The 26713-nt window shown below is 45.1% G+C and carries 23 protein-coding genes and 7 tRNA genes; 18 read left to right on the forward strand and 12 right to left on the reverse strand.

From position 1 onward, the window contains the following. Positions 1-67: 67 nt before the first annotated feature. Positions 68-1189: a chitoporin gene (chiP, locus tag FKN16_RS15695; protein WP_006743034.1), complete on the reverse strand. Its 1122-nt coding sequence runs from the start codon at positions 1187-1189 to the stop codon at positions 68-70. Between the two features lie 479 nt (positions 1190-1668). Here chiP and FKN16_RS15700 point away from each other — a divergent pair, with 479 nt between their 5' ends. Both FKN16_RS15700 and FKN16_RS15705 read left to right on the forward strand, forming a co-directional pair. Beyond that, positions 1669-4398, forward strand: a complete 2730-nt coding sequence (locus tag FKN16_RS15700) for a heavy metal translocating P-type ATPase (RefSeq protein ID WP_170903070.1) — start codon at positions 1669-1671, stop codon at positions 4396-4398. A 21-nt stretch (positions 4399-4419) separates the two neighbouring features. Continuing rightward, positions 4420-4869 carry a DUF411 domain-containing protein gene (locus FKN16_RS15705; protein ID WP_012842060.1) on the forward strand — a complete coding sequence of 150 codons (450 nt, stop codon included), beginning with the start codon at positions 4420-4422 and terminating at the stop codon, positions 4867-4869. A gap of 55 nt (positions 4870-4924) precedes the next feature. On the opposite strand, the gene FKN16_RS15710 is transcribed toward FKN16_RS15705, so the two are convergent. Together FKN16_RS15710 and FKN16_RS15715 are read right to left on the reverse strand one after the other, a co-directional pair. Further along, positions 4925-5617 carry an oligogalacturonate-specific porin KdgM family protein gene (locus FKN16_RS15710; RefSeq protein ID WP_005382004.1) on the reverse strand — a complete coding sequence of 231 codons (693 nt, stop codon included), beginning with the start codon at positions 5615-5617 and terminating at the stop codon, positions 4925-4927. A gap of 438 nt (positions 5618-6055) precedes the next feature. Beyond that, the gene (locus FKN16_RS15715) at positions 6056-8707 is read right to left on the reverse strand and encodes a beta-N-acetylhexosaminidase (RefSeq protein WP_170903071.1); all 2652 of its coding nucleotides are present in this window, start codon (positions 8705-8707) and stop codon (positions 6056-6058) included. Between the two features lie 495 nt (positions 8708-9202). Here FKN16_RS15715 and FKN16_RS15720 point away from each other — a divergent pair, with 495 nt between their 5' ends. Next, positions 9203-10075: a TraB/GumN family protein gene (locus FKN16_RS15720; protein ID WP_170903072.1), complete on the forward strand. Its 873-nt coding sequence runs from the start codon at positions 9203-9205 to the stop codon at positions 10073-10075. 128 nt (positions 10076-10203) lie between these two features. After that, the gene (locus FKN16_RS15725; protein WP_046874287.1) at positions 10204-10626 is read left to right on the forward strand and encodes a hypothetical protein; all 423 of its coding nucleotides are present in this window, start codon (positions 10204-10206) and stop codon (positions 10624-10626) included. A gap of 303 nt (positions 10627-10929) precedes the next feature. On the opposite strand, the gene FKN16_RS15730 is transcribed toward FKN16_RS15725, so the two are convergent. Continuing rightward, positions 10930-11006 (reverse strand) — tRNA-Pro (locus FKN16_RS15730). 260 nt (positions 11007-11266) lie between these two features. On the opposite strand from FKN16_RS15730, the gene FKN16_RS15735 reads away from it, so the two are divergent. The 3 genes from FKN16_RS15735 to rluF all read left to right on the forward strand — a co-directional run bounded on the left by FKN16_RS15735 (position 11267) and on the right by rluF (position 13374). Beyond that, positions 11267-11407 (forward strand): DUF3149 domain-containing protein, encoded by a 141-nt coding sequence (locus tag FKN16_RS15735; protein ID WP_005382236.1) that lies wholly within the window; start codon positions 11267-11269, stop codon positions 11405-11407. Positions 11408-11539: 132 nt separating this feature from the next. After that, entirely contained in the window at positions 11540-12121 is a 582-nt protein-coding gene (gene smrA / locus FKN16_RS15740; RefSeq protein ID WP_005393162.1) for a DNA endonuclease SmrA, read from the forward strand. A 95-nt stretch (positions 12122-12216) separates the two neighbouring features. Next, positions 12217-13374: a 23S rRNA pseudouridine(2604) synthase RluF gene (gene rluF / locus FKN16_RS15745; protein ID WP_006743334.1), complete on the forward strand. Its 1158-nt coding sequence runs from the start codon at positions 12217-12219 to the stop codon at positions 13372-13374. A 68-nt stretch (positions 13375-13442) separates the two neighbouring features. Here the strand turns inward: rluF and ybaK are convergent, their stop codons facing one another. From ybaK to hemA, 8 genes are all read right to left on the reverse strand, one after another. Next, positions 13443-13916 (reverse strand): Cys-tRNA(Pro) deacylase, encoded by a 474-nt coding sequence (gene ybaK, locus FKN16_RS15750; RefSeq protein ID WP_085342950.1) that lies wholly within the window; start codon positions 13914-13916, stop codon positions 13443-13445. 102 nt (positions 13917-14018) lie between these two features. Next, positions 14019-15701, reverse strand: coding sequence for a bifunctional UDP-sugar hydrolase/5'-nucleotidase UshA (ushA, locus tag FKN16_RS15755; RefSeq protein WP_170903073.1), 1683 nt, complete (start codon positions 15699-15701; stop codon positions 14019-14021). Positions 15702-15852: 151 nt separating this feature from the next. Then, positions 15853-16704 (reverse strand): 3-deoxy-8-phosphooctulonate synthase, encoded by an 852-nt coding sequence (gene kdsA, locus FKN16_RS15760; protein ID WP_005384095.1) that lies wholly within the window; start codon positions 16702-16704, stop codon positions 15853-15855. Between the two features lie 53 nt (positions 16705-16757). Then, positions 16758-17567, reverse strand: a complete 810-nt coding sequence (locus tag FKN16_RS15765; protein WP_005384098.1) for a SirB1 family protein — start codon at positions 17565-17567, stop codon at positions 16758-16760. Positions 17568-17573: 6 nt separating this feature from the next. Next, complete coding sequence (locus FKN16_RS15770) at positions 17574-17957, reverse strand: SirB2 family protein (RefSeq protein WP_005382225.1); 384 nt, start codon at positions 17955-17957, stop codon at positions 17574-17576. Between the two features lie 40 nt (positions 17958-17997). Next, a complete protein-coding gene (gene prmC / locus FKN16_RS15775; protein ID WP_047009558.1) occupies positions 17998-18852 on the reverse strand; it encodes a peptide chain release factor N(5)-glutamine methyltransferase in 855 nt (284 codons plus the stop codon). Between the two features lie 3 nt (positions 18853-18855). Next, complete coding sequence (prfA, locus tag FKN16_RS15780) at positions 18856-19944, reverse strand: peptide chain release factor 1 (RefSeq protein ID WP_005382222.1); 1089 nt, start codon at positions 19942-19944, stop codon at positions 18856-18858. 29 nt (positions 19945-19973) lie between these two features. Further along, a complete protein-coding gene (gene hemA / locus FKN16_RS15785) occupies positions 19974-21230 on the reverse strand; it encodes a glutamyl-tRNA reductase (protein ID WP_005384104.1) in 1257 nt (418 codons plus the stop codon). 161 nt (positions 21231-21391) lie between these two features. On the opposite strand from hemA, the gene lolB reads away from it, so the two are divergent. The 11 genes from lolB (at position 21392) to FKN16_RS15840 (ending at position 26680) form a co-directional block, all read left to right on the forward strand. Then, positions 21392-22003 (forward strand): lipoprotein insertase outer membrane protein LolB, encoded by a 612-nt coding sequence (gene lolB / locus FKN16_RS15790; protein WP_164666689.1) that lies wholly within the window; start codon positions 21392-21394, stop codon positions 22001-22003. Then, positions 22000-22872 carry a 4-(cytidine 5'-diphospho)-2-C-methyl-D-erythritol kinase gene (ispE, locus tag FKN16_RS15795; RefSeq protein ID WP_170903074.1) on the forward strand — a complete coding sequence of 291 codons (873 nt, stop codon included), beginning with the start codon at positions 22000-22002 and terminating at the stop codon, positions 22870-22872. Before lolB ends, ispE begins: the two co-directional genes overlap by 4 nt. Before the next feature lie 27 nt (positions 22873-22899). After that, positions 22900-23844: a ribose-phosphate pyrophosphokinase gene (locus FKN16_RS15800; RefSeq protein ID WP_005393176.1), complete on the forward strand. Its 945-nt coding sequence runs from the start codon at positions 22900-22902 to the stop codon at positions 23842-23844. A 151-nt stretch (positions 23845-23995) separates the two neighbouring features. Then, a complete protein-coding gene (gene pth, locus FKN16_RS15805; RefSeq protein ID WP_170903075.1) occupies positions 23996-24586 on the forward strand; it encodes an aminoacyl-tRNA hydrolase in 591 nt (196 codons plus the stop codon). A gap of 10 nt (positions 24587-24596) precedes the next feature. Beyond that, positions 24597-25688 carry a redox-regulated ATPase YchF gene (gene ychF / locus FKN16_RS15810; protein WP_005393178.1) on the forward strand — a complete coding sequence of 364 codons (1092 nt, stop codon included), beginning with the start codon at positions 24597-24599 and terminating at the stop codon, positions 25686-25688. Positions 25689-25972: 284 nt separating this feature from the next. Beyond that, positions 25973-26049: transfer RNA gene (locus FKN16_RS15815), tRNA-Met, on the forward strand. A gap of 39 nt (positions 26050-26088) precedes the next feature. Next, positions 26089-26173: transfer RNA gene (locus FKN16_RS15820), tRNA-Leu, on the forward strand. A 31-nt stretch (positions 26174-26204) separates the two neighbouring features. Next, positions 26205-26279, forward strand: a tRNA-Gln gene (locus FKN16_RS15825). An 80-nt stretch (positions 26280-26359) separates the two neighbouring features. Beyond that, a tRNA-Met gene (locus FKN16_RS15830) sits at positions 26360-26436 on the forward strand. 54 nt (positions 26437-26490) lie between these two features. Next, positions 26491-26575: transfer RNA gene (locus FKN16_RS15835), tRNA-Leu, on the forward strand. Positions 26576-26605: 30 nt separating this feature from the next. Then, a tRNA-Gln gene (locus tag FKN16_RS15840) sits at positions 26606-26680 on the forward strand. Positions 26681-26713 lie beyond the last annotated feature (33 nt).

A 26713-nucleotide genomic window follows, 5' to 3' on the forward strand; every position in this document is an offset into this window, starting at 1 on the left:
TCCAAAGGCTTATTTGAATCAGTATCAAGACAAAAAGGGCGTTTCCGCCCTTTTAGCTGCTTCTTTATTAGAAGTAGTATTCAACACCCACAGAGAACTCATCGTAGTCCGCAGATTTCCAACGCGCTTCTGTTGGTTTATCCAGTTGATATGCACCGTCGCCAAAGTCTAGAGTACGAGCACGTACGTAAAGCACTGCCGATGGGTCTACGAAGTACATAACTTGTGCAGATAGTACATCGTCTGCTGTATCGTTAATGGTCTTACCGTCACGCTCTAGATCGAAGTTAGCTGCGTAAGCCAGTTTGTATTGCCAATCACCAGTGGTGTACATGATAGCGGCAGACATTGCGTCTTGCTTCTCACTCACGCCGTTGCTTGCGTCAGCTTCCATGTATTTGTATTGCGCGAAGAAAGAAATACCGTTATCAAACCAGCCTTGAGCACCCACCAAGTATGTGTTGTTTTCCCACGTTTGGCCTTCCATCTTAATGTTACGGTTACCCTCGTATGCGGCATCTAACTGAATTGGACCAATTTTGTAGTGCGCTGCGATACCACCCCAGTAATCATCACCTTCACCCAGACCCGCTTTGTCACCTGCACCTGCCGCGATATCTAGAGAGAATTTGTCCGCATACATTGGCGAGTCCCAACGAATGGTGTTTGATTGGCGGTCTTGATACTTAGCACCACCGATTGCACCACCCCAGTCGTAAACGTCACCGAGACCTGGGTTAGATGCAGGCCAGTCAACTAATTCGTACATCGGTGTTAATACACGACCTAAACGAACTTGACCCCAAGATGCACTTTCAAAACCGACGAATGTGTCACGTTCACCAAGACCTGCACCCTCGCCGCCAAAGCTAGGGTCAACGTAACCACCTTCGATTTGCCAAATAAAAGTAGGGCCGAAGTTAGCAAATTGTTTTTTACCACGGAAACCGATGCGAGATTCGTTGTTTAGCTGCATGCCACCTAGATCATCGTCCGTTGCTTTGTTGCCAGAATCGTAATCGCGGTACGCGGCCTGCATCGCGATGATCCCGTAAACTTCATAAGAGAATGAATCTTTGGTTAGGAACTCTTTTGCTGCGTCACTGTTTGCACCATCAGCAAATGCAGCACCACTGAACATCATGCCTGTGATTGCCGTAGCAAGTAGGCTTTTCTTTAGGTAAGACATTTTTAACCCCTATATTTTTTAGTTTTTTCCATTTTCAAATTCGCTAACTAGGACATGGCAGGAACTTGAAACAATGTTTGGACGGGGCAAATATGACAAACTTTTTTCGCACTAAAAAACTTTCCCTACAGCAATCTGAGCGACTTCAAAATGAGAAGATCAAAAATAATATAATCAATTAAAAATCAAAAACTTAAATTTAAATATAAAAAATCAAAAACGTTAAAAGCACTTTTTGACACTGAACTGACATTGAGAGCATCTCAAAAGCGTGAGCGACTTCATTCATCTTTTAGGTGTTTTAACGGAACTTTATATTCAGAGAGAAAAAACCTTGAGATCACTCGCAAGTAAAATGGCAGTGAACTTTTGTGATTCAAGCGATTTTGACGAAATTGTTGAGAGCAAAAAATGGGTATTGACCTTACCCTTGCAGGAAGGTTTAAGCTCAATGTATCACTATTATTGAGGTGCAGATTATGTATCAGTTTGTTATACCTTTATCAGGGCTCAACTGCATGGGCTGTGCGAGAAAAGTTGAGAAGGCTTTACATGCGAATCACGATGTAGAGATCCTCACTTTGTCCCCAACGCAAGTCGAGGTCAAAACCGAGTCCTCGCTTAAAGAGCTTGTCTCATCAATTGAATCTCTTGGTTACCAAGCAGGAAATCAGTACGAGTTAAACCTTTCAGGCTTAAGCTGTGGCGGCTGCGTGAAAAAACTCTCGTCTTTATTAGACTCTCATCAAGACGTTATTTCTTTCGAGGCTTCAACAACGCACTTAGAGATTCGTACCCTACTCTCCGAGCAACAAGTCATTGAGCTAGTTGCCAGCTTGGGCTATACGGCCGACAATAGCGCTGTTACTGATAACTCAGTTGCTGAAGAGCACAAGGCAATCACTCCCGATCAACGCCAAAGCCAGACATATCAAAGCGAAAAAGGCGACCAAGCAGCGCCTGACGAGCAACCAGCAGGCACGGCTCAGCTACAGATGTTGATTCAAGGTATGACCTGTGCAAGCTGTGTCGCATCAGTAGAAAAAGCCCTGACTAATGTACAAGGGGTTGAAAAAGCTCAGGTAAACCTCGCAGAACAAAGCGCACTGGTGTTTGTGACTGAAGACTCAGATTCGTTACATCAATCTATTTTGCAATCTGTCAAACAAGCGGGTTACCAAGGCGAGGTTTTACAAGACGCCGCGACACAGCAAGAAAAGCAAGCGCAGCAACAACGTCAACAGCAAAAACGTTTTAAGTTGGATGCAATTGCTGGCCTTGTTGTGGGTGCCCCTTTGATGATTTGGGGTGTTGCTGGTGGCAACATGATGATTCGCAACACCAATGACCAGTTGGTTTGGGGCGCGATCGGTATTGTGTGTTTGCTGCTGCTTGCCACTGCCGGAAAACTGTTCTTTAGTAACGCTTGGTTAGCCGCCACTCACAAGCGCGCCACGATGGATACCTTAGTTGCGCTCGGTACTGGCGCAGCGTGGTTCTATTCTATGCTTGTGGTAATTTTCCCAGATTGGTTCCCAATGGCATCTCGTCATGTTTACTTCGAAGCCAGCGCGATGATCATTGGTTTGATTTCACTTGGCCACTATATAGAAGCCAAAGCGAAAGCAAACACAACGCGCTCGCTTCAGGCTTTGGTGAACTTACAGCCTCAACAAGCGACCGTCATCACTGAGCAAGGTGATAAACAAATCGCGGTAGAAGAAATCACTTTAGGAATGAAGTTACGTATCAAGCCGGGAGAGAAAGTGCCCGTCGACGGTACGGTAATCAATGGTGAATCGTATATCGATGAGTCCATGCTAACAGGTGAGCCCGTTCCTGTATTAAAAGCACAAGAGGCACATGTATCCGCAGGGACATTGAATACCGACGGCTCTCTCACTATAGAGGCTACCGGAATCGGCGCAAATACGATGCTCGCACGTATTATTCGTATGGTGCGCAGCGCTCAGAGCAGCAAGCCCGCCATCGCTAAATTGGCAGACCAGATTTCATCGGTGTTTGTCCCTGTCGTTGTAGGCATAGCAATACTGGCCGCGCTTGTTTGGTTTGCCGTTGGCCCAGAGCCAAAAGCGAGCTATATGCTGGTGGTCACCACAACCGTACTTATCATCGCCTGCCCTTGTGCTCTAGGCTTAGCAACCCCACTTTCTGTTACGGTGGGAGTGGGTAAAGCCGCAGAACTCGGCATTTTGATCAAAGATGCTGATGCCCTGCAGCTAGCGAGTAAAATAGATACGGTTGTGTTCGATAAAACAGGCACGCTTACCCAAGGTAAACCAAGTGTGCAGCAAGTGTTTACTCACACCACCAGCCAAGAAGAGCTGTTGGGGTTAGCGTACGCCGCCGAGCGTCAGTCAGAGCACCCACTAGCAAAAGCGGTATGCGACTTTGCTAATCAGCACGACACACAAGAAGTGACTCTCGATAAATTTGAAAACGTTCGCGGACGCGGCATTTTGGCAACGTATCAAGGTAAACCGCTGCTTATTGGCTCGCTTCAATTTATGCAAGCGGAAAACGTTGCAACAGAGGCTCTTCAGGATGCAATTGACGAATGCGCTCAGAATGCATGGACTCCGGTTTCCGTTGCGCTCGATGGTGAGTTAGTCGGCCTGATCGCCATTGCTGACCCAATCAAATCGGATGCAAAACACGCGCTCTCTGCATTAAAATCGCAAGGCATCAAAACGGTAATGCTAACGGGTGACAACCAACACGTAGCCAACGCTATCGGTCAAGAACTTGGTATTGATGAAGTAATCGCTCAAGTAATGCCAGATGAGAAAGCTCAGCACATTGAGCAACTTCAATCCCAAGGCCATGTTGTGGCAATGGTGGGGGATGGCATTAACGACGCCCCTGCTCTCGCGTTAGCCAACCTTGGTATTGCAATGGGTAGCGGCAGTGATGTCGCCATTGAAAGTTCGCAAATGACCATCCTGAACACGTCACCAATGGCGGTGGTACATGCGATTGAACTGTCGCGCGCTACACTTAAAAACATGAAGCAAAACCTATTTGGTGCCTTCGTTTATAACTCACTGGGGATCCCTGTTGCCGCAGGCGTACTTTATCCTGCATTTGGATTTTTGCTCAGCCCAGTTGTCGCAGGTGCGGCAATGGCGCTGTCATCTATTACTGTCGTTAGTAATGCAAATCGACTACGACTTTTTTCAGTAAAATAACCACTTATATTTGAGGCTATTATGAAGTTGAAATTATTGACCTTTGCAATGCTTGCGACCGCATCCGCCAACGTATTGGCAGCTGATGTCATTAACCACAAATCGCCATACTGCGGCTGCTGTGGTGAATGGACAAAACACATGGAAGAGAACGGATTTACGGTCGAAGAGAAATTACACGATGACATGAACGCCATAAAACGCGATCTAGGCATCAAGAACGAACAGCTTTACTCTTGCCACACAGCAGAAATCAACGGCTATGTGTTCGAAGGTCACATTCCAGCCGAAGACATTAAAGCATTCTTAGAAAATCCACCACGTAACGCAAAAGGGCTCTCGGTACCGGGCATGCCAATGGGTTCCCCTGGAATGGAGTATGGTGATAAAAAAGACAGCTACACTGTTTACGCCTTTAACGAAAAAGGCCAAGTGTTCGAATATAGCCACCACGAAGGCAACGACAAATAACAAGAAAGCCCAGCAAATCAATTGCTGGGCTTTTTCTTAATGGACAAATATAAGATTAGAAGCCGTAAGAGGCACCAAATACAAACGCATTGTTAACTAGGCTATCACCACTTGCGTTTTCTGCACCGTGTGCTTGGCTACGGAACTCAAAGTAAGGCTGAACACCTTTACGTGTCCACGTTGCGCGAAGCTCGTGGTCCATCGTTTCCGCTTCAATCATGTAGACGTTGTTGTAGCTTAGCGTCACATCTTCATTCATCACGTAACCAATACGGTTATCCATGCGGTAATCTGTATCCGCATCTGCGTCTGTCGCATCAATATGCGCGCGAGTACGGTTACTTAGCGAGATACCGTTATCGAAGTTGTAACCGATCTTAACCAATGGACGGTACTGTACGTTCTCGCCAGCAGAGAACAAGTGTTGGTAACCCGCTGCAACCCATAAATGATCGGTAATATTAAATGACTGCTCACCACCCACAGTGATTGCTGGTGTTGTGTTACCTGCGCCACCGTTTTCTGTTTCCAGTTTACCCAACTGAATACCATCAAATTCGGTGTAAACCGTAAAGCCGCCGAATTGGTTATCAAAAGTATGACCAGCTTCCAGTGTAGACGTAACGTCCGAACCATGGATTCGACCATCATCGTGGAATTGAACGTTACCTGTTACGTAAGAAGAACCAGCAAAAGCGCTAGAAGCGAAAGCGAGAGAAAGAGCACTCAGTGCAAAAATGTTTTTCATAATTACTGCCTTTATTTATTCACGTTATGCGACGGTGTTAAAGGGCTTCTCTTCCCTTTTATCGCAAACTTTGGAATGTGCCTCCTTGGCGATCGCAATATTGTTCCAATTAATTCGCGATGGAAAATAAAACATTTTAAAAAGTGATCCTGTTCAAACCGACGCTCAACAACCCTGATAAAAGTATGGTAAATACAGGCACTTACCGTATTTTTCTATAATAATTCAAAAAATAGAAGTGTGATCATAAACAGGTAATTTATTGACATTTAGCAAATTAAGTCGATCCAGTTCACAATAACCCTGACCATTACAAGCTAAAACTTATTTATCAATGAAAAATAATCAGACATTGGTCACACTTAATTTCCCATAAAAATAAAGAAACCCTCAACATGACATTGAGGGTTTGCTTAAATTTAGCTGAGAAGATTAAGGTTATTTCACGCTAGTTACGCGGCTTGCTCTTTCCCCTGTCGCCGATACAGAGCGGATAAACACTTCTCCTTTCACACTTGGACGAGCATTGTCTGCGTAAGTCAGCCAGTTTTGACCGTCTAACGAGTATTGCAGTTCAACGCCAGGGAACTGAACGTTCATAGCTAGCTTGCCGTTTTCTACTTTCGCACCAGGAATTGGAAGGCGGTAGTCGATACCAGATTTTTCTAGCTTAGCCAGTTCACGTTGGCCAAGTACGTTCGCAAAGCGGTTGTAGTCTTGGTTTAGCGATGCTTTATCAACTAGGTTAGAGTTTTGCGAGTACTCAACACCGACTTTGTAGTCATTCTCCCAATCTGCACGGTGCCATGCACGCTCTGCGGCTGCGAGTACGCGAGGAAATACCATGTACTCGTATTGCTCGTCGTTACGTACTGTCTCAGACCAAAGCTGTGCTGATAGACCGTAGAAAGGTTTCGCTTCGATTTCACCTTTACCAGTAAAGCCGTTGCCATCGCGGTCTACAGAGGTTTCTGCGTTCTGAGGCATGTTCTCTGGTGCAAAGCCAAACATCTTACGCGTATCGGTTGCACGTGTTGCCCAGTAATAACCACGCTCTTTCGGATCAACTTCGTATGGCATGTCCATGTACACATAGTCAGGGTTAGAAACGATCACGTCGTAACCTTTCTTAGACCATTCGTACACTGATGATGTACCACCCCAGTAAAGAACGTCCCAGAAGTTAACACGCGTATTTTCTGTTGCGAATGCTTTCTCACCTTCGCTGTATTTCAAACCATCTTGCCATGCTTGGAAGTTTGGAATGCCTTTCTCAGCAACTAATTTTGATACTTCTTGTGCAAAATGACTCGGTAGGTGAGCAAAATCGCTCACTGTGCCGTCTGCGATTAACGCCTGACACTGTGGAGATTGCGCAAATGGCTTGTCTTGTTTCGACAGATCAATCGTGCCCTTCCAGCTAACTTTGTCTTGCGAGTTAACGTCTTGGAAACCAGCGCCAAGCTTTATGTTCTTCGCTTCATCGCCACCAAAGTGCCATGTCGTTAGCGGTGCCCCAGCTTCAGCGTGCATTGCTGCCACTTCTGAAATTACTTTATCTACGAAGCGAGTGGAAGATTCCATACACGGGTTGATAAAGCTTTGCTTATCGTAGAACTGAACCGTAGTGACATTAGAAGTATCTTGAGGATCCATCAGGCGGTATTCGTTCGCTTCAGCTTCCTTACCTTCTTCCATCAGGCGGTCGTAACGTGCTTCCATTGATACTACCGCTGCACGCGCGTGTGCTGGCATATCGATTTCGGGAATGACTTCAATGTTACGCGCTTTCGCGTATTTCAAGATTTCCACGTAGTCTGTTTTACTGAAGTAGCCAGAGCCAAAGTTGTCTGTCGTTGGACCGGAACCAAGCTGAGGCAGTACGCAGCTTTTCTCTTGTGTATCGAAACAACGATTAGCGCCAACCTCTGTCAACTCAGGTAGGCCTGGGATTTCCAAACGCCAGCCTTCATCATCGGTTAGGTGAAGGTGAAGTTTGTTCATCTTGTACGCTGCAATTTGGTCTAGCGTTGCAAAAATTGCGTCTTTAGAGTGGAAGTTACGAGCCACATCCACCATCACACCACGGTAATCAAAACGAGGTGCATCTTGAATAGACAGTTGTGGTAGAGAATCAGCATTTTGGCTATCTACCAGGCCAAAGATAGATTGTACTGCGTAGAAAGCACCTGCTTGGTCAAACGCTTTAATCGCAATACCATCGCCTTTGATGCTCATCTCGTAAGCACCAGATTTTGCCAATTCACCGGTGAAGTCTGCAGGAACAACAGTGATGCTTACAGGAAGATCACCACGAACATCCACACCTACCACTTCTGCACGATCTTGAATTGCTGCGAATTGAGTCGCATCGAATGCGTCTATAGGCAGCGCAATACCCGCCGCGATATCTACTATACCTTTGCCTGCTTCAACAGACATTGGCGTTGGTAGTAACGTGGTTGATACATCTTGTTTTGCTAGGTCTTCGTTCTTCTCGAAGCGAGACACAGCGTTTGCAAATACGTTGTTGTCATCTGGCGTACGTTTTAGGTTGTTACCCTCAAGGCCAGTCACGAAAGACGCAACGTCTTCTGTGTTAAGCGAAGCAATCATCTTAGGTTCTGCGTTTGGTGCAGCCACGAAAGCGCCTGGCATAAAGTCGGTTTCAAATAACTGCCAGTATTCGCCAATTAGTGGAAGTACCACTTCTTCGCCCGCCGCAAAGCCATCAAACTTATCTGTTGGTTCCAGTTTGTGTAGGTCACCCGTTACACGAGAAATTTTGAACTGATCATTATCTACATCCAAAATCAGACGAATGCTGTGGAAGTAGATAGCCCAATCTTTAGAGTTAACCGCTTCACCTTGGTTAACTAGCGTCATGTTCACCTTGTTACAAGAAGCCCACTCAGCTCCTAAATCCTGACAAGCAAGACCTTCGTTTGCACCGTGGTTAGTCAACACTTGGTATTGAATATCAAGGCTATTAGCCAGTGAATTTACAACTTGTTGCTCGGAACTTTGCAGAGCAGAGCAACCTGTTAATGTGGTGATAACAGAAACAGCAATCAGACTAGGTTTAAACATCTTACTTCCCCAAAAAAGTCAGTGGTTCAAAACGACAATGATAAAAATCGCGGCTCCTCAAATGCGAGGGGCCTAACAGTTGCATTCAACATACAACCAGTTATTTCTAAGCGTAAAATAAATAGAAATAGGAAGTGATCTAGTTCAAAAAATGATACTTAGCAAAAACCATAAAAACTTAACTTTCATGAAGTTACAAGCTACGTCAAAATCGAATAACTTGTTTTGACGAGTTTGCTGCGATCTAGGTCACTCATATTCATGAGTTACGACTGATTTTGTAAGATTTGGATCACGCCTAATTATTTTGTGAACCGTTAGTAAACGAATTACCTATTTATCTTTCGTGAAGTGACTCTCATTTATTCGTCGTCAAAACTCGTCAATATTTTTAGAAATGACGATTTTGTCGAATATCCCCACTAGAGAAATTGCACTTAACCTCAAGCATTTTTACGTATAAAGTTTAAAGGTATCTTACCTGAGGACCACACGATGTTTCGTCTCTTGACACTCATATCATCCCTACTTGTTGCCTTTGCTCCCTTTTCCTCTTATGCAGAACCGCAACATTGGTTAGCAAAAAAAGGGGAAACCGAGCTGATGATCATTGGCTCTGTGCACGTGGGCGATAAAACGATGTACCCACTCCCTAAAACTATTACTCAGCACTTAAGCCAAAGCGCTGGATTGATTATCGAAGCTGATGTCAGAAACTCTGAAGGCTTGGTTTACCCACAAACAACCATCCTTTCTAAAGATGTTTTAGACAAGGCTCAACGTCGCCACTTAGTCGAGATAGCACAAGATTTAGGGTTGCCTGAAACTCAACTTTTAAATTCTCCACCATGGACGGCTGCATTAACCATCCAACTCGCTTTAGTCAACAAACTGGGGTATGTCTCTGATAAAGGGGTCGACATGCACTTAATAGGACTCGCTGATAAAAAACAAATCCCGGTCATTCCACTGGAGTCCGTGCAATTCCAAATTGATTTAATAGCAGGTCAATCAGAAGGTGGTAAAGAGATGCTCCTCTCGTCAATTGAAGAATATGACGGTGGGGAAGAATTGGTTCAGTGTTTGATAGAAAGTTGGAAGAGCGGTGATGGTAGCATGTTGGTTGAGGCATCATTAACCGATCAAGCAACAGAAGATTTTAATCAGGCTTTCTTATATGAGCGCAATCGAGATTGGGCAAAAAAGATTGATACTGGCAGTGTCCTACCTCAACGTTCGGGTCGCTATACCGTTGTTGTCGGCAGTTTGCATTTAGTTGGTAAAGATAATCTGATTGAGCTGCTTAAAAAAAGGGGCTTTGACATAAAACCACTCGGTAAAACCCGCCAAGCTAGGTGCCATATTTAGAAACTTATCTGAAGACAGCCGGCGTCATCAATGATGAATAGCCAGGCATCACGCTAACACGATCACTGACAATGGTTTACTCTCTCTGCTAAAACGACTCTAACCTATGCGGATACATAATAACTCATATGAAATTTAAAGCTTTATTCCTATGCGTGAGCAGCATGATGCTCACTTCATCGCTTGCTTATGCTAAACCGTCATGTAACGTAGAAAATTTTCAAGCTATTGATATAACCCCGGAAGCAAAAGGCGGGCTATTAGATAAAGAGAGTGGCCAGTTTCTTATTACCGAAAAACCAATGATGCGTTGTGCGAACATCACTTTTTCCACTAACCATACCCGAAATCGCGTCGCACATATGATGAATCAAGGCTTTGAAGCTGTTTACTTTGATGGAAGCTCGAGCAAATCTCACTCTGTCACGTTTGATGAAGACGAACTAAAAGCAGGTTACATCAAAGTTGGTCCAAACCATCCAAAGACCGCTTATGTTTGCTTCACAACTTCTGAAACCCCTATCAGCACTATCTCGTGTGACATCAAGTAATAAATTTACTCGCTCTAAAAAATGAAAAGGCCCTACATCTCTGTAGAGCCTTCCTCTCAATACGTGTCGGTGAAGTGCCATATTCTAACGTCAGGTGAACCCATTTGGCTCGATACTATTGAAGTCTAAAATTACTAGCGCTAAAAACGACGAAAGCCTGCTCATTGAGCAGGCTTTCTAAAAGTGGTCGGTGAAGTAGGGATTCGATTGGACTGGCATTCCAGACCCCGACCCTCTGGCTCCAAATAAATATCACCAAATACGAAAAAGGCTCTACATTTCTGTAGAGCCTTTTTCTCAATATGGTCGGTGAAGAGGGATTCGAACCCCCGACCCTCTGGTCCCAAACCAGATGCGCTACCAAACTGCGCTATTCACCGAGATGTTTAACTGAGGACTTGTCCCCGTCAACGAATGCGTATATTACGGATTCTGAACTATGACGCAAGTGCTTTTTACAAAAAAACCTTAGGTCTTAATTCGTTTGATGAATAACTGAACACTAGCACGTAAAATGTGACTGATAACTCACAACAAAATACAGTTTATTAACCTTAGCAACATAATTGATCCAGATCAGTGTGCAACAAGGCACTGCCATTTAGTTTTATGCCTGTCGGGAACATCTTGGAGGAAACGTATGGACTTTTGGCTTGATCTCCTATTTGGTAATGCGGTGGGTCTATCGTCAATGATAGTAATCTTTGGGGCAATTGGTCTGATGTTATTTTACGGCGGTTTCTTCATATACAAGATCATGAACGACAAATCTCCTCACTAGATCTCGCTTAGCTCTAGAAACGCTTTGCACCGGAGTCGGTTACTTGCCTACTCCGGTTTTTTATTTGATCTCAATGCACCACTCATTGATATAATCCTATTATTCCTCCCTGTTCTTAATGAGATTACTACTATGTCTCACGATGACGATTTTGATCTGTTCCAACAGATGATGGGCGATGTAAAGCCGATCACTCAAGACACCGCCGAACACAAAAAAGTACACCAAGTAACCGAAGCGCAGCTCGCCAAGAGAGAAGCGGCAATCTGGCTAACAGAAGATGACCCAGAATACCTGTCACTTGATCACGCAGAAATGCTGAAACCAGAGGACTTTGTTGAGTTTAAACGTGATGGCGTACAAGACGGGGTTTACCGCAAACTTCGTCTTGGCAAATATCCAATCCAAGCACGCCTAGATCTGCATCGTAAAACATTGAAAGAAGCTCGTGATGAAGTCGTAAAGTTTTTAAAACAGTGCCTATCAATGGACATACGAACGGTCGTTATTGTCCACGGCCGAGGAGAACGCTCAAATCCACCAGCACTAATGAAAAGCTTTGTTAGCAGCTGGCTACAACAAATCAGAGAAGTTCAGTGCGTGCATAGTGCGCAACGCTTTCACGGTGGGACCGGAGCCGTTTACGTTCTACTTAGAAAAAGTGCGGAAAAGAAATTAGAAACTCGCGAACGTCACCAAAAACGGTTGGGCTAAATTTCACCCTAATGCTAGAATGCCCGCCCTTATTCTTCCTTCCCTTTCACGGGAAGGAAACTTCATTCGCCGTTGTGAAACGTTAGGAGACAAAAATGTCACAAGACAACGCTAAACGATTAAATAAATTCATCAGTGAAACAGGTTTTTGTTCACGCCGTGAGGCAGACAGACTGATTGAACAAGGTCGTGTCACCATTAATGGAAACAAGCCTGAAATGGGAACAAAAGTGCTACCTGGTGATGATGTTTGTGTGGATGGTAAGCCAGTTGCAGCAAAAGAGAAGCCGATTTATATCGCTCTCAATAAACCAACAGGCATCACCTGTACAACAGAACGAGATGTACCTGGAAACATCGTTGATTTTATCGGTCACAAAAAACGTATCTTTCCGATCGGCCGCTTGGATAAACCCTCTGATGGTCTGATTTTTTTGACCAACGATGGCGATATCGTCAACAAAATCCTCCGTGCTGGCAACAGCCACGAAAAAGAGTACGTTGTGCGCGTGGACAAACCGATTACAGGTGAGTTTCTCAAACAGATGTCGAGCGGCGTTAAGATTCTCGATACCGTCACTCTACCTTGTAAGGTAACGAAAGAGACTAAGTTCTCTTTCCGTATTGTGCTCACTCAAGGACTTAACCGCCAAATCCGTCGTATGTGTGAAGCACTAGGTTACGAAGTCTTTAAGCTTCGTCGTGTTCGAATCATGAATATCTCTCTTGACGGTATTCCGAACGGAAAATGGCGTTACTTAACTGACGATGAAGTCGCTGAGATTCTTGCTATGTGCGATGGTTCGGTGGGTACAGAAGAGGCATCTCGTGTTGACTCAAAAGGCCGCAATATTCGTAAAGCGACCGACGCGAAGTTATATGACAGCCGTGAAGAAAACCAAGACTCGGTATCTCGACGAAATCAAAAGCCACGTACCTACCGCGGAAATAACGCAGACGATTTTCGTCATGCTCCAAACTCGAAAAAAGGTCAACAAAAGCGTCGTCAGCGTGACGATGAAGGCGGACGTCCAGCTAAAGAACATTACAAAGCGAAACCACAAGGTGAACGTAGCAGACCGCAAGGCGAGCATGGAAAATCACACCGTAAACCAGATGCATCGAGCAATACGCACTCAGCAAACAAGCCTCAATCACCGAGTAAGCCTAAGCAGCATTACATGAACCCAAATGCCGCGAAGCCAAGCAAACCAGCTAAACGCACCGGTGGTACATTGAGTCTGAAGAAGTAAGTAACGCTTCTCTGACAGGCAAGATCAAAAAAGGACGCTCATGAGCGTCCTTTTTATTTGTCATGAGTTTACAAACAAAGAGGTGCAAACTGACCACGAGTTAATCCAAGCAAATCTTTCGGGGCTAACTCGATTTCTAAACCACGTTTACCTGCACTCACACAGATGGTGTCTTGCTCTGCTGCGCTTTCGTGCAAAAAAGTAGGTAAGGCTTTTTTCTGCCCCAGTGGGCTAATCCCACCAACAACATAACCTGTGGTCTTTTGCGCGATTTCCGGATCAGCCATATCGGCCTTTTTGCCCTTCGCTGCTTTCGCTGCGAGTTTTAGGTTCAGCTTTTGATCAACAGGGATAATCGCAACCGCAAGGTTCTTGGGCTCGCCGTTCAAGCAGAACAGCAAGGTTTTAAATACTGTTTTCGGATCCTGCCCCAGTACTTCAGCAGCCTCCAAGCCATAACTATCGGCTCTAGGGTCGTGCTCATACTGATGAATCGTGTGTGGAATTTTTTTCTTTTTCGCAAGATTAATGGCCGGAGTCATCAAGATTCTCCTCATAAAAACAAAAAGCGCAGATTGAATTGGATCTGCGCTTTTAGTTAATGATATCAGCGAGTTTGAGTCAATCGCTTTTTCTCTGTTGGGTTACTGATCAATCGCCGTATCAACTAAATACGTGATTTCACCTGAAGGGGCATACTCATTAACATCAATAGGGCTGTGTGTTTCTAAATAATCCTTCAAAACCTCAGCATCGGTAAAACCTGTATTTACATACCCAGGATGATCGTCGATTTTAGGGTAACCATCACCACCAGCAGCATTATAGCTTGGTACGGTAAAGCGGTAATTACCATCTAAGCGAAGTTGCTTATTACCAATGAACACATTGGTTACCTCACCATTATTGATACTCATCGCAATACCCGCAAACTGCGCGTAAGCTCCAGAGTCGACAGGCTTAGTTGCAACGACATTTAGGTAATCCAATACTTCTTTGCCCGTCATATCAACGTAAGAGACCATATTGCCAAATGGCTGCACAGTCAGCACATCTTTGTAGGTAATGTCACCTGCTGCAATCGAATCGCGAACGCCGCCAGAATTCATTACGGCGAAATCTGCTTTTGCACGTTCCATGTGAGCCGTTGCAATTAATCGACCTAAGTTTGTTTGCTGGTAACGAACCACACTGCGGTCACCCTCAAGCTTACCGTTAGATTCTGCAATCTTCACGTTTAGCTTGCCCTGACCTTTTTCTTGATAAGGACGAAGAAACTCAAGCATCGCTTCGTCTTGTTCAATCTCTTCTTGGAGCAAAACTCGTTGCGACTGACCATCAACTTTAATTTTCTTTTTCAAGTTTACTGGGATCAGATCGTAGCTCACCATCGAGAGTTCACCATTACGAAACTCGTAATCGGCGCGTCCCACATATTTCCCCCACTCATGTGCCTGAACAATATAAGCACCATTTTGTTGATCAGGCTGACATTCATCATCCGGTTTAAAACTCTTTTTGATGACGTTTGGACCTTCCATGCAAACCGGCTCTTGTGAGTGACCACCGACAATCATATCCAGATCACCTTCATTCAAATAACGAGCTAACGCTACATCACCAGGTGCATTGATGCCTCTATTGCCATTCTCATAGTGTCCCATATGTGTGACAGCAAAAATAAGGTCTGGGTACTCCGTTTCTTTCAGCTCAGCAATTAGATTCTTGGCTTCTTCTTTTGGGTCACGGAAGTCAATTTGTTCAATGAATTCAGGGTTGCCAAGTTTCGCTGTATCTTCGGTTGTAAGACCAATTACTGCAATCTTAATACCCTGTTTGTTAAACATCGCGTACGGTTGGAATAGGCGCTTGCCAGTATTTTTATCGTAAATATTGGCAGACAACATCGGAAAACTTGCCCACTCTTGCTGCTTGAAAAGCACATCCAATGGATTATCAAACTCATGATTACCTAGCGCCATCGCATCGTAACCAATTTTGCTCATGCCTTTAAAATCTGGCTCGGCATCTTGTAAATCAGACTCAGGTACTCCAGTGTTGATGTCACCACCAGAAAGCAGTAACACACTGCCCCCCTCTGCTTGTATTTCTTCACGCAAATCATCTATTAACGTTTTACGTGCCGCCATACCGTACTCACCGTATCGATTTTGCCAAAAACGACCGTGATGATCGTTAGTGTGTAGCACGGTCAATTTATAGGTTGTATCTGCATTCCATTCTGGTGCAGGTTGCGTAGCACACCCAGCTAACGAGGCCAAAATAGCGGCACTCAACGCAGTTTTAATAATCAGACGCTGCTTCATTTATTTACCTTTTTTCTTATTGGGAGTCACTGATGCACATTCCCAGCGGCCTAGAGCCTTTACAGCAAGAAACTGAGAATGATGCGCCATCTGATAAAAAAATAGCCAACACGAGGTTGGCTATTGCATTTGATCACCAGTCATCTGGCGTTTACTTGATATCGATATCTGCAAAGCTCTTGATCAGATCATCAAGAGATTTCATTTGCGCTAGGAACGGTTCTAACTTGTCTAGCGGCAGTGCAGATGGGCCATCACAGCGTGCTTGGTCTGGGTTTGGATGCGCCTCGATAAATAGACCTGCGATGCCTGTTGCTAGACCCGCTTTCGCAAGTTCAACTGTCTGCTCACGACGGCCGCCAGATGCTGCGCCTGATGGGTCACGCATTTGTAGTGAGTGCGTTACGTCAAAGATGATTGGGCTACCTTTCGAAGCATTTTTCATCACACCAAAACCAAGCATATCAACCACTAAGTTGTCGTAGCCGTGGCAAGAACCGCGCTCACATAGGATGATCTTGTCGTTACCGCATTCTGCGAACTTCTCAACGATGTTACCCACTTGACCAGGGCTCATAAATTGAGGTTTCTTCACGTTGATAACCGCACCTGTTTTGGCCATAGCTTCAACAAGGTCAGTTTGACGAGCTAGGAATGCAGGAAGCTGAATAACGTCTACCACGTCAGCGACAGGTTGAGCTTGCGCTTCAGTGTGAACGTCAGTGATGATCTTCACACCAAATGTGTCTTTTAGCTCTTGGAAGATTTTCATACCTTCTTCAAGGCCTGGGCCACGGTATGAATGAACAGAACTGCGGTTTGCTTTGTCAAACGACGCCTTAAATACGTAAGGAATGCCAAGTTTTTCCGTTACTTTTACGTAGTGCTCACAGATCTGCATCGCAAGATCACGAGACTCAAGAACGTTCATACCTGCAAATAGGGTGAATGGCTTGTCGTTAGCAACCTGAATGTCGCCGATATTAACGATTTTCTGTTCCATTTTGATTCTCTTTTTCTGTCCACGATACGCCACAGTTCGGCACATCGATAAAATTAGTGAAGTGTGACGTGCGTTTCACTCATCACATTAACTTGTGATTTTAGTAGCTCAGAAGCCGGATCGTCAGGGCATTGGTCAATAAAGTACTGAAAATCTGACACCGCCACTTGAGGGCACTCTAGCTGTTGGAAAATAAAACCACGGTCACGAATCTCGTATGGGTCATCTGGCACAAAGGTTAACGCAAGGTTCGTACAACGCAACGCCAGCGTGTAGTGCTCTTCACGTAACATCGCGCTTTTGATCAACGCTAACCAGCGACCAATAATGGTTGGATTGTCAGCTTCTTCAAAGTGTTCTGGCTTTAACTGAGCCAACGGCCCTTCTTGACCAATAAGCCAAGCTTGGAGAATTCTTTCCCCCACATACTCACCATTAAATGGGTTAATGTAGTCTGGCTTTTTATGCATCCAATCGACTTTTAGTAGGAACTGAGTAGGGAAAGTAACTCCCTTCAACGGGAAACCCAGCTTTTTGCCTAGATATAATAAAATCGAACCTAAACTAACCGGAATACCTTTTCGGCGCTCCAACACTTTATCGATAAAGCTGTTGTCCGAAATAAAGTATTCCTGCTCGTCGCCTTTGAATCCCCACTCATGGAAAAACAGTCGTAGGAATGCATCAAATCGCTGCTCTTCATCCGTTTCATGAACAAGCGTGGCTTCCGCATCTTTGTAAAGACGCTCTAACTCTTGTTTCGCCCAATGTACTTTGGTTTCAGGGTTAATCGCTTTGTTTAGCTCAAGCGCACCTTCCACCAACGGTATATTGTCAAAATCTTCGTCAAAAAACTCTAACATGACGTCTTATCCAAATAACGTAGGGCTCTTAGACACAGCAATGTTTGCAGCCATGACCAACCAACCTAATGCGCCGAAAAAGCCAAATATCTTCAGTAGGTTGTTTTTCGCAAGCTTCAACGAGAAGAAACCGAGTGCAATGTACGCCAGTACGCAGGTGATTTTGTTTGTTAACCACGGTGCGGCATCAGTAAACGGGATGAAACCAGTAATGAAAATAAGCGCGATACCTGACACTAGCAATGCAGTATCAACGATGTGGGGAAACACTTTCAAAAAGCGATTATTTCGCTTCGGTGAGTTCATCATCATTAACACGAATCGGATCGATAATAGTGTCGCGCTGAGCGCAATCGTCACTAAGTGTATGTGTTTTAGAGCTACGTACATTTTTCTTCTCTTTTTAGTTAGTGTTTGCTGACTTCCATGATTAACTGGCCAGGCAACCAAGTGTTACTCGATCGTTACCGCCATAATCTTTTTCCGTGGCAACTTGTTGGTAACCAAAACCACGCATTATCTCACGTACGGCATCACCCTGATCATAACCATGTTCGAATGCCAGCCAACCGCCTACTTCAAGATACTGACGAGCAAGATCCGAGATATGACGAATATCAGCTAAGCCATTCTCTTTAGCAACTAATGCAGATTTTGGCTCAAAGCGCACATCACCTTGGGATAAATGTGGATCTTTTTCATCAATATACGGCGGATTGGAGACAATTAAAGCAAACTTCGTACCCTCTGCAATAGGCTCGAACCAACTGCCTTGAGCAAATGTCACATTTTTGATGTTTAGCTGCTCAGCATTGTACTCTGCAAGTGCTTTCGCTTCTTGCTTGAGATCTACGCCCATCACTTGACGTTTTGGCATTTCAGATGCGAGTGCGATAGCAATTGCCCCCGTCCCCGTTCCAAGATCTAAAATAGGTCCTGTTTGCTCATAGGTCTTATCGAGTGCAATTTCGACCAAACGTTCTGTATCCGGTCTTGGGATCAAGGTAGAGGGAGAAACTTTGAACGGTAGAGACCAAAACTCTCGCTCACCAATAATATAAGCGACGGGTTCACCAGCTAAACGTCGTTCAAGTAGAGCGTCAAACTGAGATTTTTGCTCCACTTCTAATGCTTTTTCTGGCCAGGTCAGTAGATAAGTTCGTGGTTTGCCAAGGACATGGCAGAGGAGTACAGCTGCATCGAGAGAAGGCGACTCTTTGCCGCCTTCTGCCAGTTTCGCCGTCGCACTTTTCAGTGCTTGCTCAATCGATTGAACTTGGCTCATCGATTAGCCGTTCTCTGCGAGCGCCGCAAGTTGGTCTGCTTGGTGCTCTTGAATCACAGGATCAATCAAGCTCTGCAGGTCACCTTCCATCACTTCGTTCAAACGGTAGATGGTCAGGTTGATGCGGTGATCAGACACACGACCTTGTGGGTAGTTGTAGGTACGAATACGGTCACTACGGTCACCAGAACCTAGAAGGTTACGACGTGTATCAGACACTTCTGCGGCACGACGCTCTTCTTCCGCTTGAACGATACGAGCAGCAAGAACTGCCATCGCTTTCGCTTTGTTCTTGTGCTGTGAACGCTCGTCCTGACACTCTACTACCGTACCCGTTGGTAAGTGGGTAATACGGATTGCAGAATCCGTGGTGTTAACGTGCTGACCACCCGCGCCAGATGCACGGAACGTATCGATTTTCAGGTCTGCCGCTTTGATTTCTGGCAGATCCGCTTCTGGGATTTCCGCCATCACCGCTACGGTACATGCAGAAGTATGTACACGGCCTTGGGATTCAGTTGCAGGAACACGCTGTACACGGTGACCGCCAGACTCAAACTTCAGTACGCCGTACGCACCGTCGCCGCTCACTTTTGCGATCATCTCTTTGTAACCACCGTGTTCAGCTTCGTTTGAAGACATCACTTCGATGCGCCAGCCACGCTTTTCTGCGTACTTGCTGTACATACGAAATAGATCACCCGCGAAGATACCCGCTTCGTCGCCACCCGCACCTGCACGAATTTCTAGGAAACAGTTACGATCATCGTTCGGATCTTTTGGCAGAAGAAGAATCTGTAACTCATCAGTAAGACGCTCAATCGTCGCTTTCGCTTCTTTGATTTCTTCTTGCGCCATTTCACGCATTTCTTCGTCGTCTTCGTTTGCCATCTCTTCAGCGGCGACAAGATCTTCTTGTGCTTGTTGATAAGCTTGGAAGCACTTGGTTACTTCTTCTAGCTGAGAGTACTCTCTTGATAGAGCACGGAATTTGTCCTGATTTCCAATTACATCAGGATCACCAAGAAGATGTTGAACTTCTTCGTAACGTTCTACTAGCGTTTCTAGCTTAGTCAGAATAGAGGCTTTCATAGTGTCGTTTTCTTAATAAAAAGCGTGAGTTATAGATCATCCAAGCCGAGTGTCTGGCGGATAATCGTTAATTTTGCTGGTTCGCCTTGCTCTGCTGCACTTTGCAATGCGCGAGTTGGAGCGTGAATCAGTTTGTTGGTGAGTTTATTACTCAGCTCGCGCAGCACTTTCTCTGGATCTGCGCCCGCCGCTAAAGATTGCAAACTTTTGCTCAGTAACTCTTCACGAATTTCGTTGGCTGATTTGCGATAGTCGCGAATACTATCGACGGCTTGCAGTGAACGCAACCATGTCATAAACGCAGCGCTTTCTTCACTAACAATCGCTTCGGCTTGAATCGCTTCGACTTTACGCTGCTCAATGTTGCTGTCGATGATAGATTGCAAGTCATCAACCGAATACAAATATGCGTCGTTCAGTTCACCGACTTCCGACTCTACATCTCGCGGCACCGCAATATCGACTAACAAAATAGGTTGATGTCGGCGCTGCTTCAGAGCAGTTTCGACCATACCTTTGCCAATAATAGGCAATGGGCTCGCCGTTGAGCTAATCACGATATCCGCTTTCGCCAAATGTTCAGGAATTTCGTTTAAACTGATGACTTCTGCGCCAAATTGATCCGCTAAGCCTTGCGCGCGCTCTTTGGTACGGTTTGCGACAATCATTTTTGTGCAGCCGTTGGATGCTAAATGCTTCGCGACCAGTTCAATCGTCTCACCCGCACCAACCAAAAGCACGGTTGAATCAGATAACGACTCAAAAATATGTTTTGCCAATGTACATGCGGCATAAGCTACGGACACAGCATTACCGCCGATATCTGTTTCTGTTCTCACACGCTTGGCGACTGAGAACGTCTTTTGAAACAGTTTATCAATTGAAGCATCGACGGCTTGATGATCTCGCGAGTCAGAAAATGCTTGCTTTACCTGCCCCAAAATTTGAGGCTCACCCAACACCAGAGAATCTAGCCCACATGATACGCGCATCAAATGCTTAATTGCGGCTTGTTCTTCATGCACATACAAACTCGGCATTAAATCTTCGCGGCTCACTTGATGAAACTGAGCAAGCCAATCGATTAACTTATTTCGCGCTCCTTGCTTAACATCGCAGTACAACTCAGTTCGGTTACAGGTTGAAACAATCACACTGCCGTTAACCGCTTCGTGCTCTCTAAGTTGCTCGAGTGCAGGGCCGAGTTTATCCGGACCAAACGCCACCTTCTCTCGCAAGTCGACAGACGCTGTATTGTGATTGATTCCAATAGCAAGCAAGGACATCTAACGTGGTATCTCTGGGATAGGTTATAAAATAGGTCCAGAATTTTACTGTAAGCACGCATTTATTGAAAGGGTAAGCCGGATTTGTTTTCCTAACTGCGACTTTTCAATGCTATAGTTGTGAGCGATTCCCGACGAAACTGATTAATAAGCCATCAAACATGACGTTACGCTCCTTTATTCTTTTTTTCTTGTCGAGCTTACTGCTCGCTGGTTGTTCCTCCGTTCCTGAAAGTGTTACCAGCGTTGAATGGCAAGCTCATGAGCAACGACTCGAGACCATCCAAGATTTTCAAGCAACGGGAAAACTTGGTTATATTGGCCCAGACCAAAGACAAAATTTAAATTTCTACTGGAAACATTCTTCAGCACTCAGTCAACTACGTTTAACAACGATTCTTGGTCAAACGGCATTAAAGCTCACCATCACACCACAAGGTGCCACAGTAGAAACTTACGACGACCAGGTCCTTTCCTCTCGCAGTGCAAACCAGCTAATTTACCGTCTTACGGGGTTAATGATGCCCGTTGAACACATGCCTGACTGGCTATTAGGCCTACCGACCGATGCCGACAAATTCCAACTGTCCTCAACCAATACACTGCAAGCGTTAAACAAACAAATTGGTTTAAATGATTGGAGTATTGCTTATCAACGGTATGGCGACGTTCAATGGCATGAGCAGTCTCTACCACTGCCAAATAAGCTGAAACTCACCACTGCTGACGTAAAAATAAATCTAGTGATCACAAAATGGAACATCACCCAATGATCGAACTTTCAACCCGCTGGCCATCGCCAGCGAAATTGAATCTCTTTCTATACATCAACGGTCGCACAGAAAATGGCTACCACGAGTTACAAACCTTATTCCAATTCGTCGATCACGGCGATGAGCTCACCATTCAAGCAAACCATTCTGGTGATATTGCGATTTCTCCGGATATAGAAGGTGTGCCTCTTAAAGACAATTTAATTTGGAAAGCAGCAACCGCACTTCAAGTTTACTCGAACTGCCCTTTTGGCGCGCATATTGAACTACAGAAAGTGCTGCCTATGGGTGGGGGCATTGGTGGAGGCTCATCGAACGCAGCTACAGCATTAGTGGCACTGAACTACTTATGGCAACTGAATCTAACTGACGACGAACTGGCTGAAATTGGTTTAAAACTGGGCGCGGACGTGCCCGTATTTGTGCGCGGATTTGCAGCTTTTGCTGAAGGTGTTGGCGAGAAACTCTCCCCCGCTTATCCCGAAGAAAAGTGGTATTTAGTCGTCAGACCGAATGTTTCTATCGCAACCGTCGACGTTTTTTGTCATCCAGATCTAACGCGAAACACCCCAAAACGAGATCTAGAAACACTTTTAAATACGCCAAGCGTAAACGATTGCGAAAAAATTGTACGAATGCTCTACCCAGAGGTTGATAAGCAACTTTCTTGGCTGCTACAATACGCGCCGTCAAGATTGACGGGGACAGGATCTTGCGTTTTTGCTGAATTTTCGAGCAAATCTGAAGCAGAAACTATCCTTGCACAACTCTCTGATAAAGTCTCGGCATTTGTCGCTCAAGGGCGCAATATTTCGCCATTAAAAGAGACTTTGGCTGAATACCAATCAGCCTCACACCGACCTATTTAAACTGGACGCAAACCCGAGGTTTCCACCGTGCCTGATATGAAGCTATTTGCTGGTAACGCAACACCTGAACTAGCCCAACGTATTGCTGATCGTCTTTACATCTCTCTTGGTGATGCATCTGTTTCTCGCTTTTCTGATGGCGAAGTTGCAGTTCAAATCAATGAGAATGTTCGTGGTAGCGATGTTTTCATCATTCAATCCACTTGTGCACCGACTAACGACAACCTAATGGAATTGGTTGTTATGATTGATGCAATGCGCCGTGCTTCAGCAGGCCGTATCACTGCAGTTATCCCTTACTTCGGCTACGCTCGCCAAGACCGTCGTGTACGTTCTGCGCGTGTGCCAATTACTGCAAAAGTTGTTGCTGATTTCCTATCTAACGTTGGTGTTGACCGCGTTCTAACTATCGACCTACACGCAGAGCAAATTCAAGGCTTCTTCGATGTACCTGTAGACAACATCTTCGGCACGCCTGTGCTACTTGAAGATATGCAGGCTCGCGGTCTAGATAACCCTGTTGTGGTATCTCCTGACCTAGGTGGCGTTGTTCGTGCTCGCGCAACAGCAAAAGCACTAGGCGACATCGACATCGCAATCGTAGATAAGCGTCGTCCACGTGCAAACGTTTCTGAAGTAATGAACCTAATCGGTGATGTTGAAGGTCGTGACTGTGTGATCGTTGATGACATGATCGACACAGGTGGCACACTATGTAAAGCAGCTGAAGCACTAAAAGAGCGCGGTGCTAAGCGTGTATTCGCTTACGCTACTCACGCTGTATTCTCAGGCAACGCTGCGGACAACATCAAGAACTCAGTTCTTGACCAAGTTATCGTAACTGACTCTATCTCTCTATCTAAAGAGATGGCTGCAACAGGCAAAGTGACAACACTAAGCCTATCTCGCATGCTAGCTGAAGCGATTCGTCGTATCAGCAACGAAGAGTCAATCTCTGCAATGTTCAACTAATCCGAACATTTCAGTTACACTGATTTCAAAAGCACCCCTCTTTGGGGTGTTTTTTTATTTGTACTGATAACCAGAAAATCCCTTGGTCGCCCACTGCGAGAATTCTGTGCTATCATACTGCGCTTTTTGAGATTCCAGAGAGATCCTAACCTTGAGTCAACAAATCAAACTTCTTGTTGGTCTTGCTAATCCAGGACCAGAATACGCCAGAACTCGTCACAATGCGGGCGCTTGGGTTGTAGAAGAGTTAGCACGCGTTCACAACGTTACAATGAAGAACGAACCAAAGTTTTTTGGTCTAACAGGACGCATTATGGTCAATGGCCAGGATCTCCGTTTGCTTATCCCAACCACCTTCATGAATCTATCAGGTAAATCGATCGCAGCGCTTGCGAAATTTTATCAAATTAAACCTGAAGAGATCATGGTCGCTCATGACGAGCTAGACTTACCGCCAGGTGTCGCTAAGTTTAAAAAAGGTGGTGGTCACGGTGGACATAACGGTCTGCGTGACACCATTAGCAAACTGGGCAATAACAAAGATTTTTATCGTCTTCGTATTGGCATTGGTCATCCGGGACACAAAGATAAAGTGGCGGGTTTTGTATTAGGTAAAGCGCCAGCTAAAGAGCAAGAGCTTTTAGATGCAGCAGCTGATGAGGCTGTTCGTTGTCTAGATATCCTGATTAAGGATGGCCTATCTAAAGCACAAAATCGCCTCCACACGTTCAAAGCTGAATAAGGTTACTATCATGGGTTTTAAATGTGGCATCGTTGGTCTACCCAACGTAGGTAAATCAACTCTGTTCAACGCACTAACTAAAGCGGGTATCGAAGCAGCAAACTTCCCGTTCTGTACCATTGAACCAAACACTGGTGTGGTTCCTGTGCCAGATCTACGTCTAGACGCACTAGCTAAGATCGTTAACCCACAGAGAGTTCTTCCAACGACGATGGAGTTCGTGGACATCGCTGGTCTTGTTGCTGGTGCATCACGTGGTGAAGGTTTAGGTAACAAATTCCTAGCTAACATCCGTGAAACAGACGCGATTGGCCACGTTGTACGTTGTTTTGAAAACGAAAACATTGTTCATGTTTCAGGTAAAGTTTCACCTATCGAAGATATCGAAGTGATCAACCTTGAACTTGCAATGGCTGACCTTGATTCTTGTGAGCGAGCGATTCAACGTAACGCGAAGAAGGCAAAAGGCGGCGATAAAGACGCAAAATTTGAACTAACAGTACTAGAAAAACTGTTACCAGTACTAACTGAAGGCGGCATGGCACGCACAGTTGAGCTATCTAAAGAAGAGTTAGCAGCAATCGGCTACCTAAACTTCCTTACACTGAAGCCAACTATGTACATTGCAAACGTAAACGAAGATGGTTTCGAAAATAACCCATATCTAGATGCGGTTCGTGAGTTCGCTGAAAAAGAAAACAATGTCGTTGTACCTGTATGTGCAGCTATCGAATCTGAACTATCTGAACTAGAAGATGAAGATCGCGAAGAATTCCTCGCAGATATGGGGATCGAAGAGCCGGGACTGAACCGTGTAATTCGCTCTGGTTACGAGCTACTAACTCTACACACCTACTTCACGGCAGGTGTTAAAGAAGTACGTGCGTGGACAATCCCTGTTGGTGCAACTGCGCCTCAGGCGGCAGGTAAGATCCACACTGACTTCGAGAAAGGCTTTATTCGTGCAGAAGTAGTCGGTTACGACGATTTCATCCAATTCAATGGTGAAAATGGCGCAAAAGACGCAGGTAAATGGCGTCTAGAAGGTAAAGACTACATCGTAAAAGATGGTGATGTTGTACACTTCCGCTTCAATGTTTAATTAAATGAATGAATTTTAAACACTTCATTTACACTAAAAGCCAGCTGCTAAGCTGGCTTTTTTAATACCTTAAGTAAATGAGCAAAAATAAATTACCTAACTGCGAGCTAATTTATTTCCAGTTTTAGATCATAAACACGCCTCTTTGTTTAAAAAGGAAGCGAACGAGGTTTTTTCCGAAATTTATTAAAAAAAACTGTTGACGGATCTCACTCAACTTCGCATAATGCGCGCCGTTCCCAACGACAAGGCAACAAAGCGTTGAGAGCAAAAAATATGGTTTTGGCTACGTAGCTCAGCTGGTTAGAGCACATCACTCATAATGATGGGGTCACAGGTTCGAATCCCGTCGTAGCCACCATTCCTAAACATTCTTTTATTAGAATAGTTAGGAATAGATGCGGTCGTGGCGGAATTGGTAGACGCACCAGATTTAGGTTCTGGCGCCGCAAGGTGTGAGAGTTCAAGTCTCTCCGACCGCACCATGTTTTAAGTAGTAGAAATACTACTGCCTGCAGGTCTATCGCCAAGCGGTAAGGCAGCGGCTTTTGATGCCGCCATTCCCTGGTTCGAATCCAGGTAGACCTGCCATTTTTCCAAAGTGATATTCCTTTAAGAAAAAGGGTTGTCACTTAGAGCGTGAAGGTTTATATTGTCTCGCTCAAAAAGATGGCTACGTAGCTCAGCTGGTTAGAGCACATCACTCATAATGATGGGGTCACAGGTTCGAATCCCGTCGTAGCCACCATGAACAACGTTATTTAGGTTTTTATCAATTACCTTGATAACTACAGAATAAGTTGCGGAAGTGGCGGAATTGGTAGACGCACCAGATTTAGGTTCTGGCGCCGCAAGGTGTGAGAGTTCAAGTCTCTCCTTCCGCACCATTATTTAAGTCTCTTGTATTAGAGCAATGTAGGGCTATCGCCAAGCGGTAAGGCAGCGGCTTTTGATGCCGCCATTCCCTGGTTCGAATCCAGGTAGCCCTGCCACATACAATGATATTAAGATTTTACCAATCATCT

This window comes from Vibrio sp. 11-4(1) (genome assembly GCF_013048625.1).
Lineage (GTDB): Bacteria > Pseudomonadota > Gammaproteobacteria > Enterobacterales > Vibrionaceae > Vibrio > Vibrio diabolicus.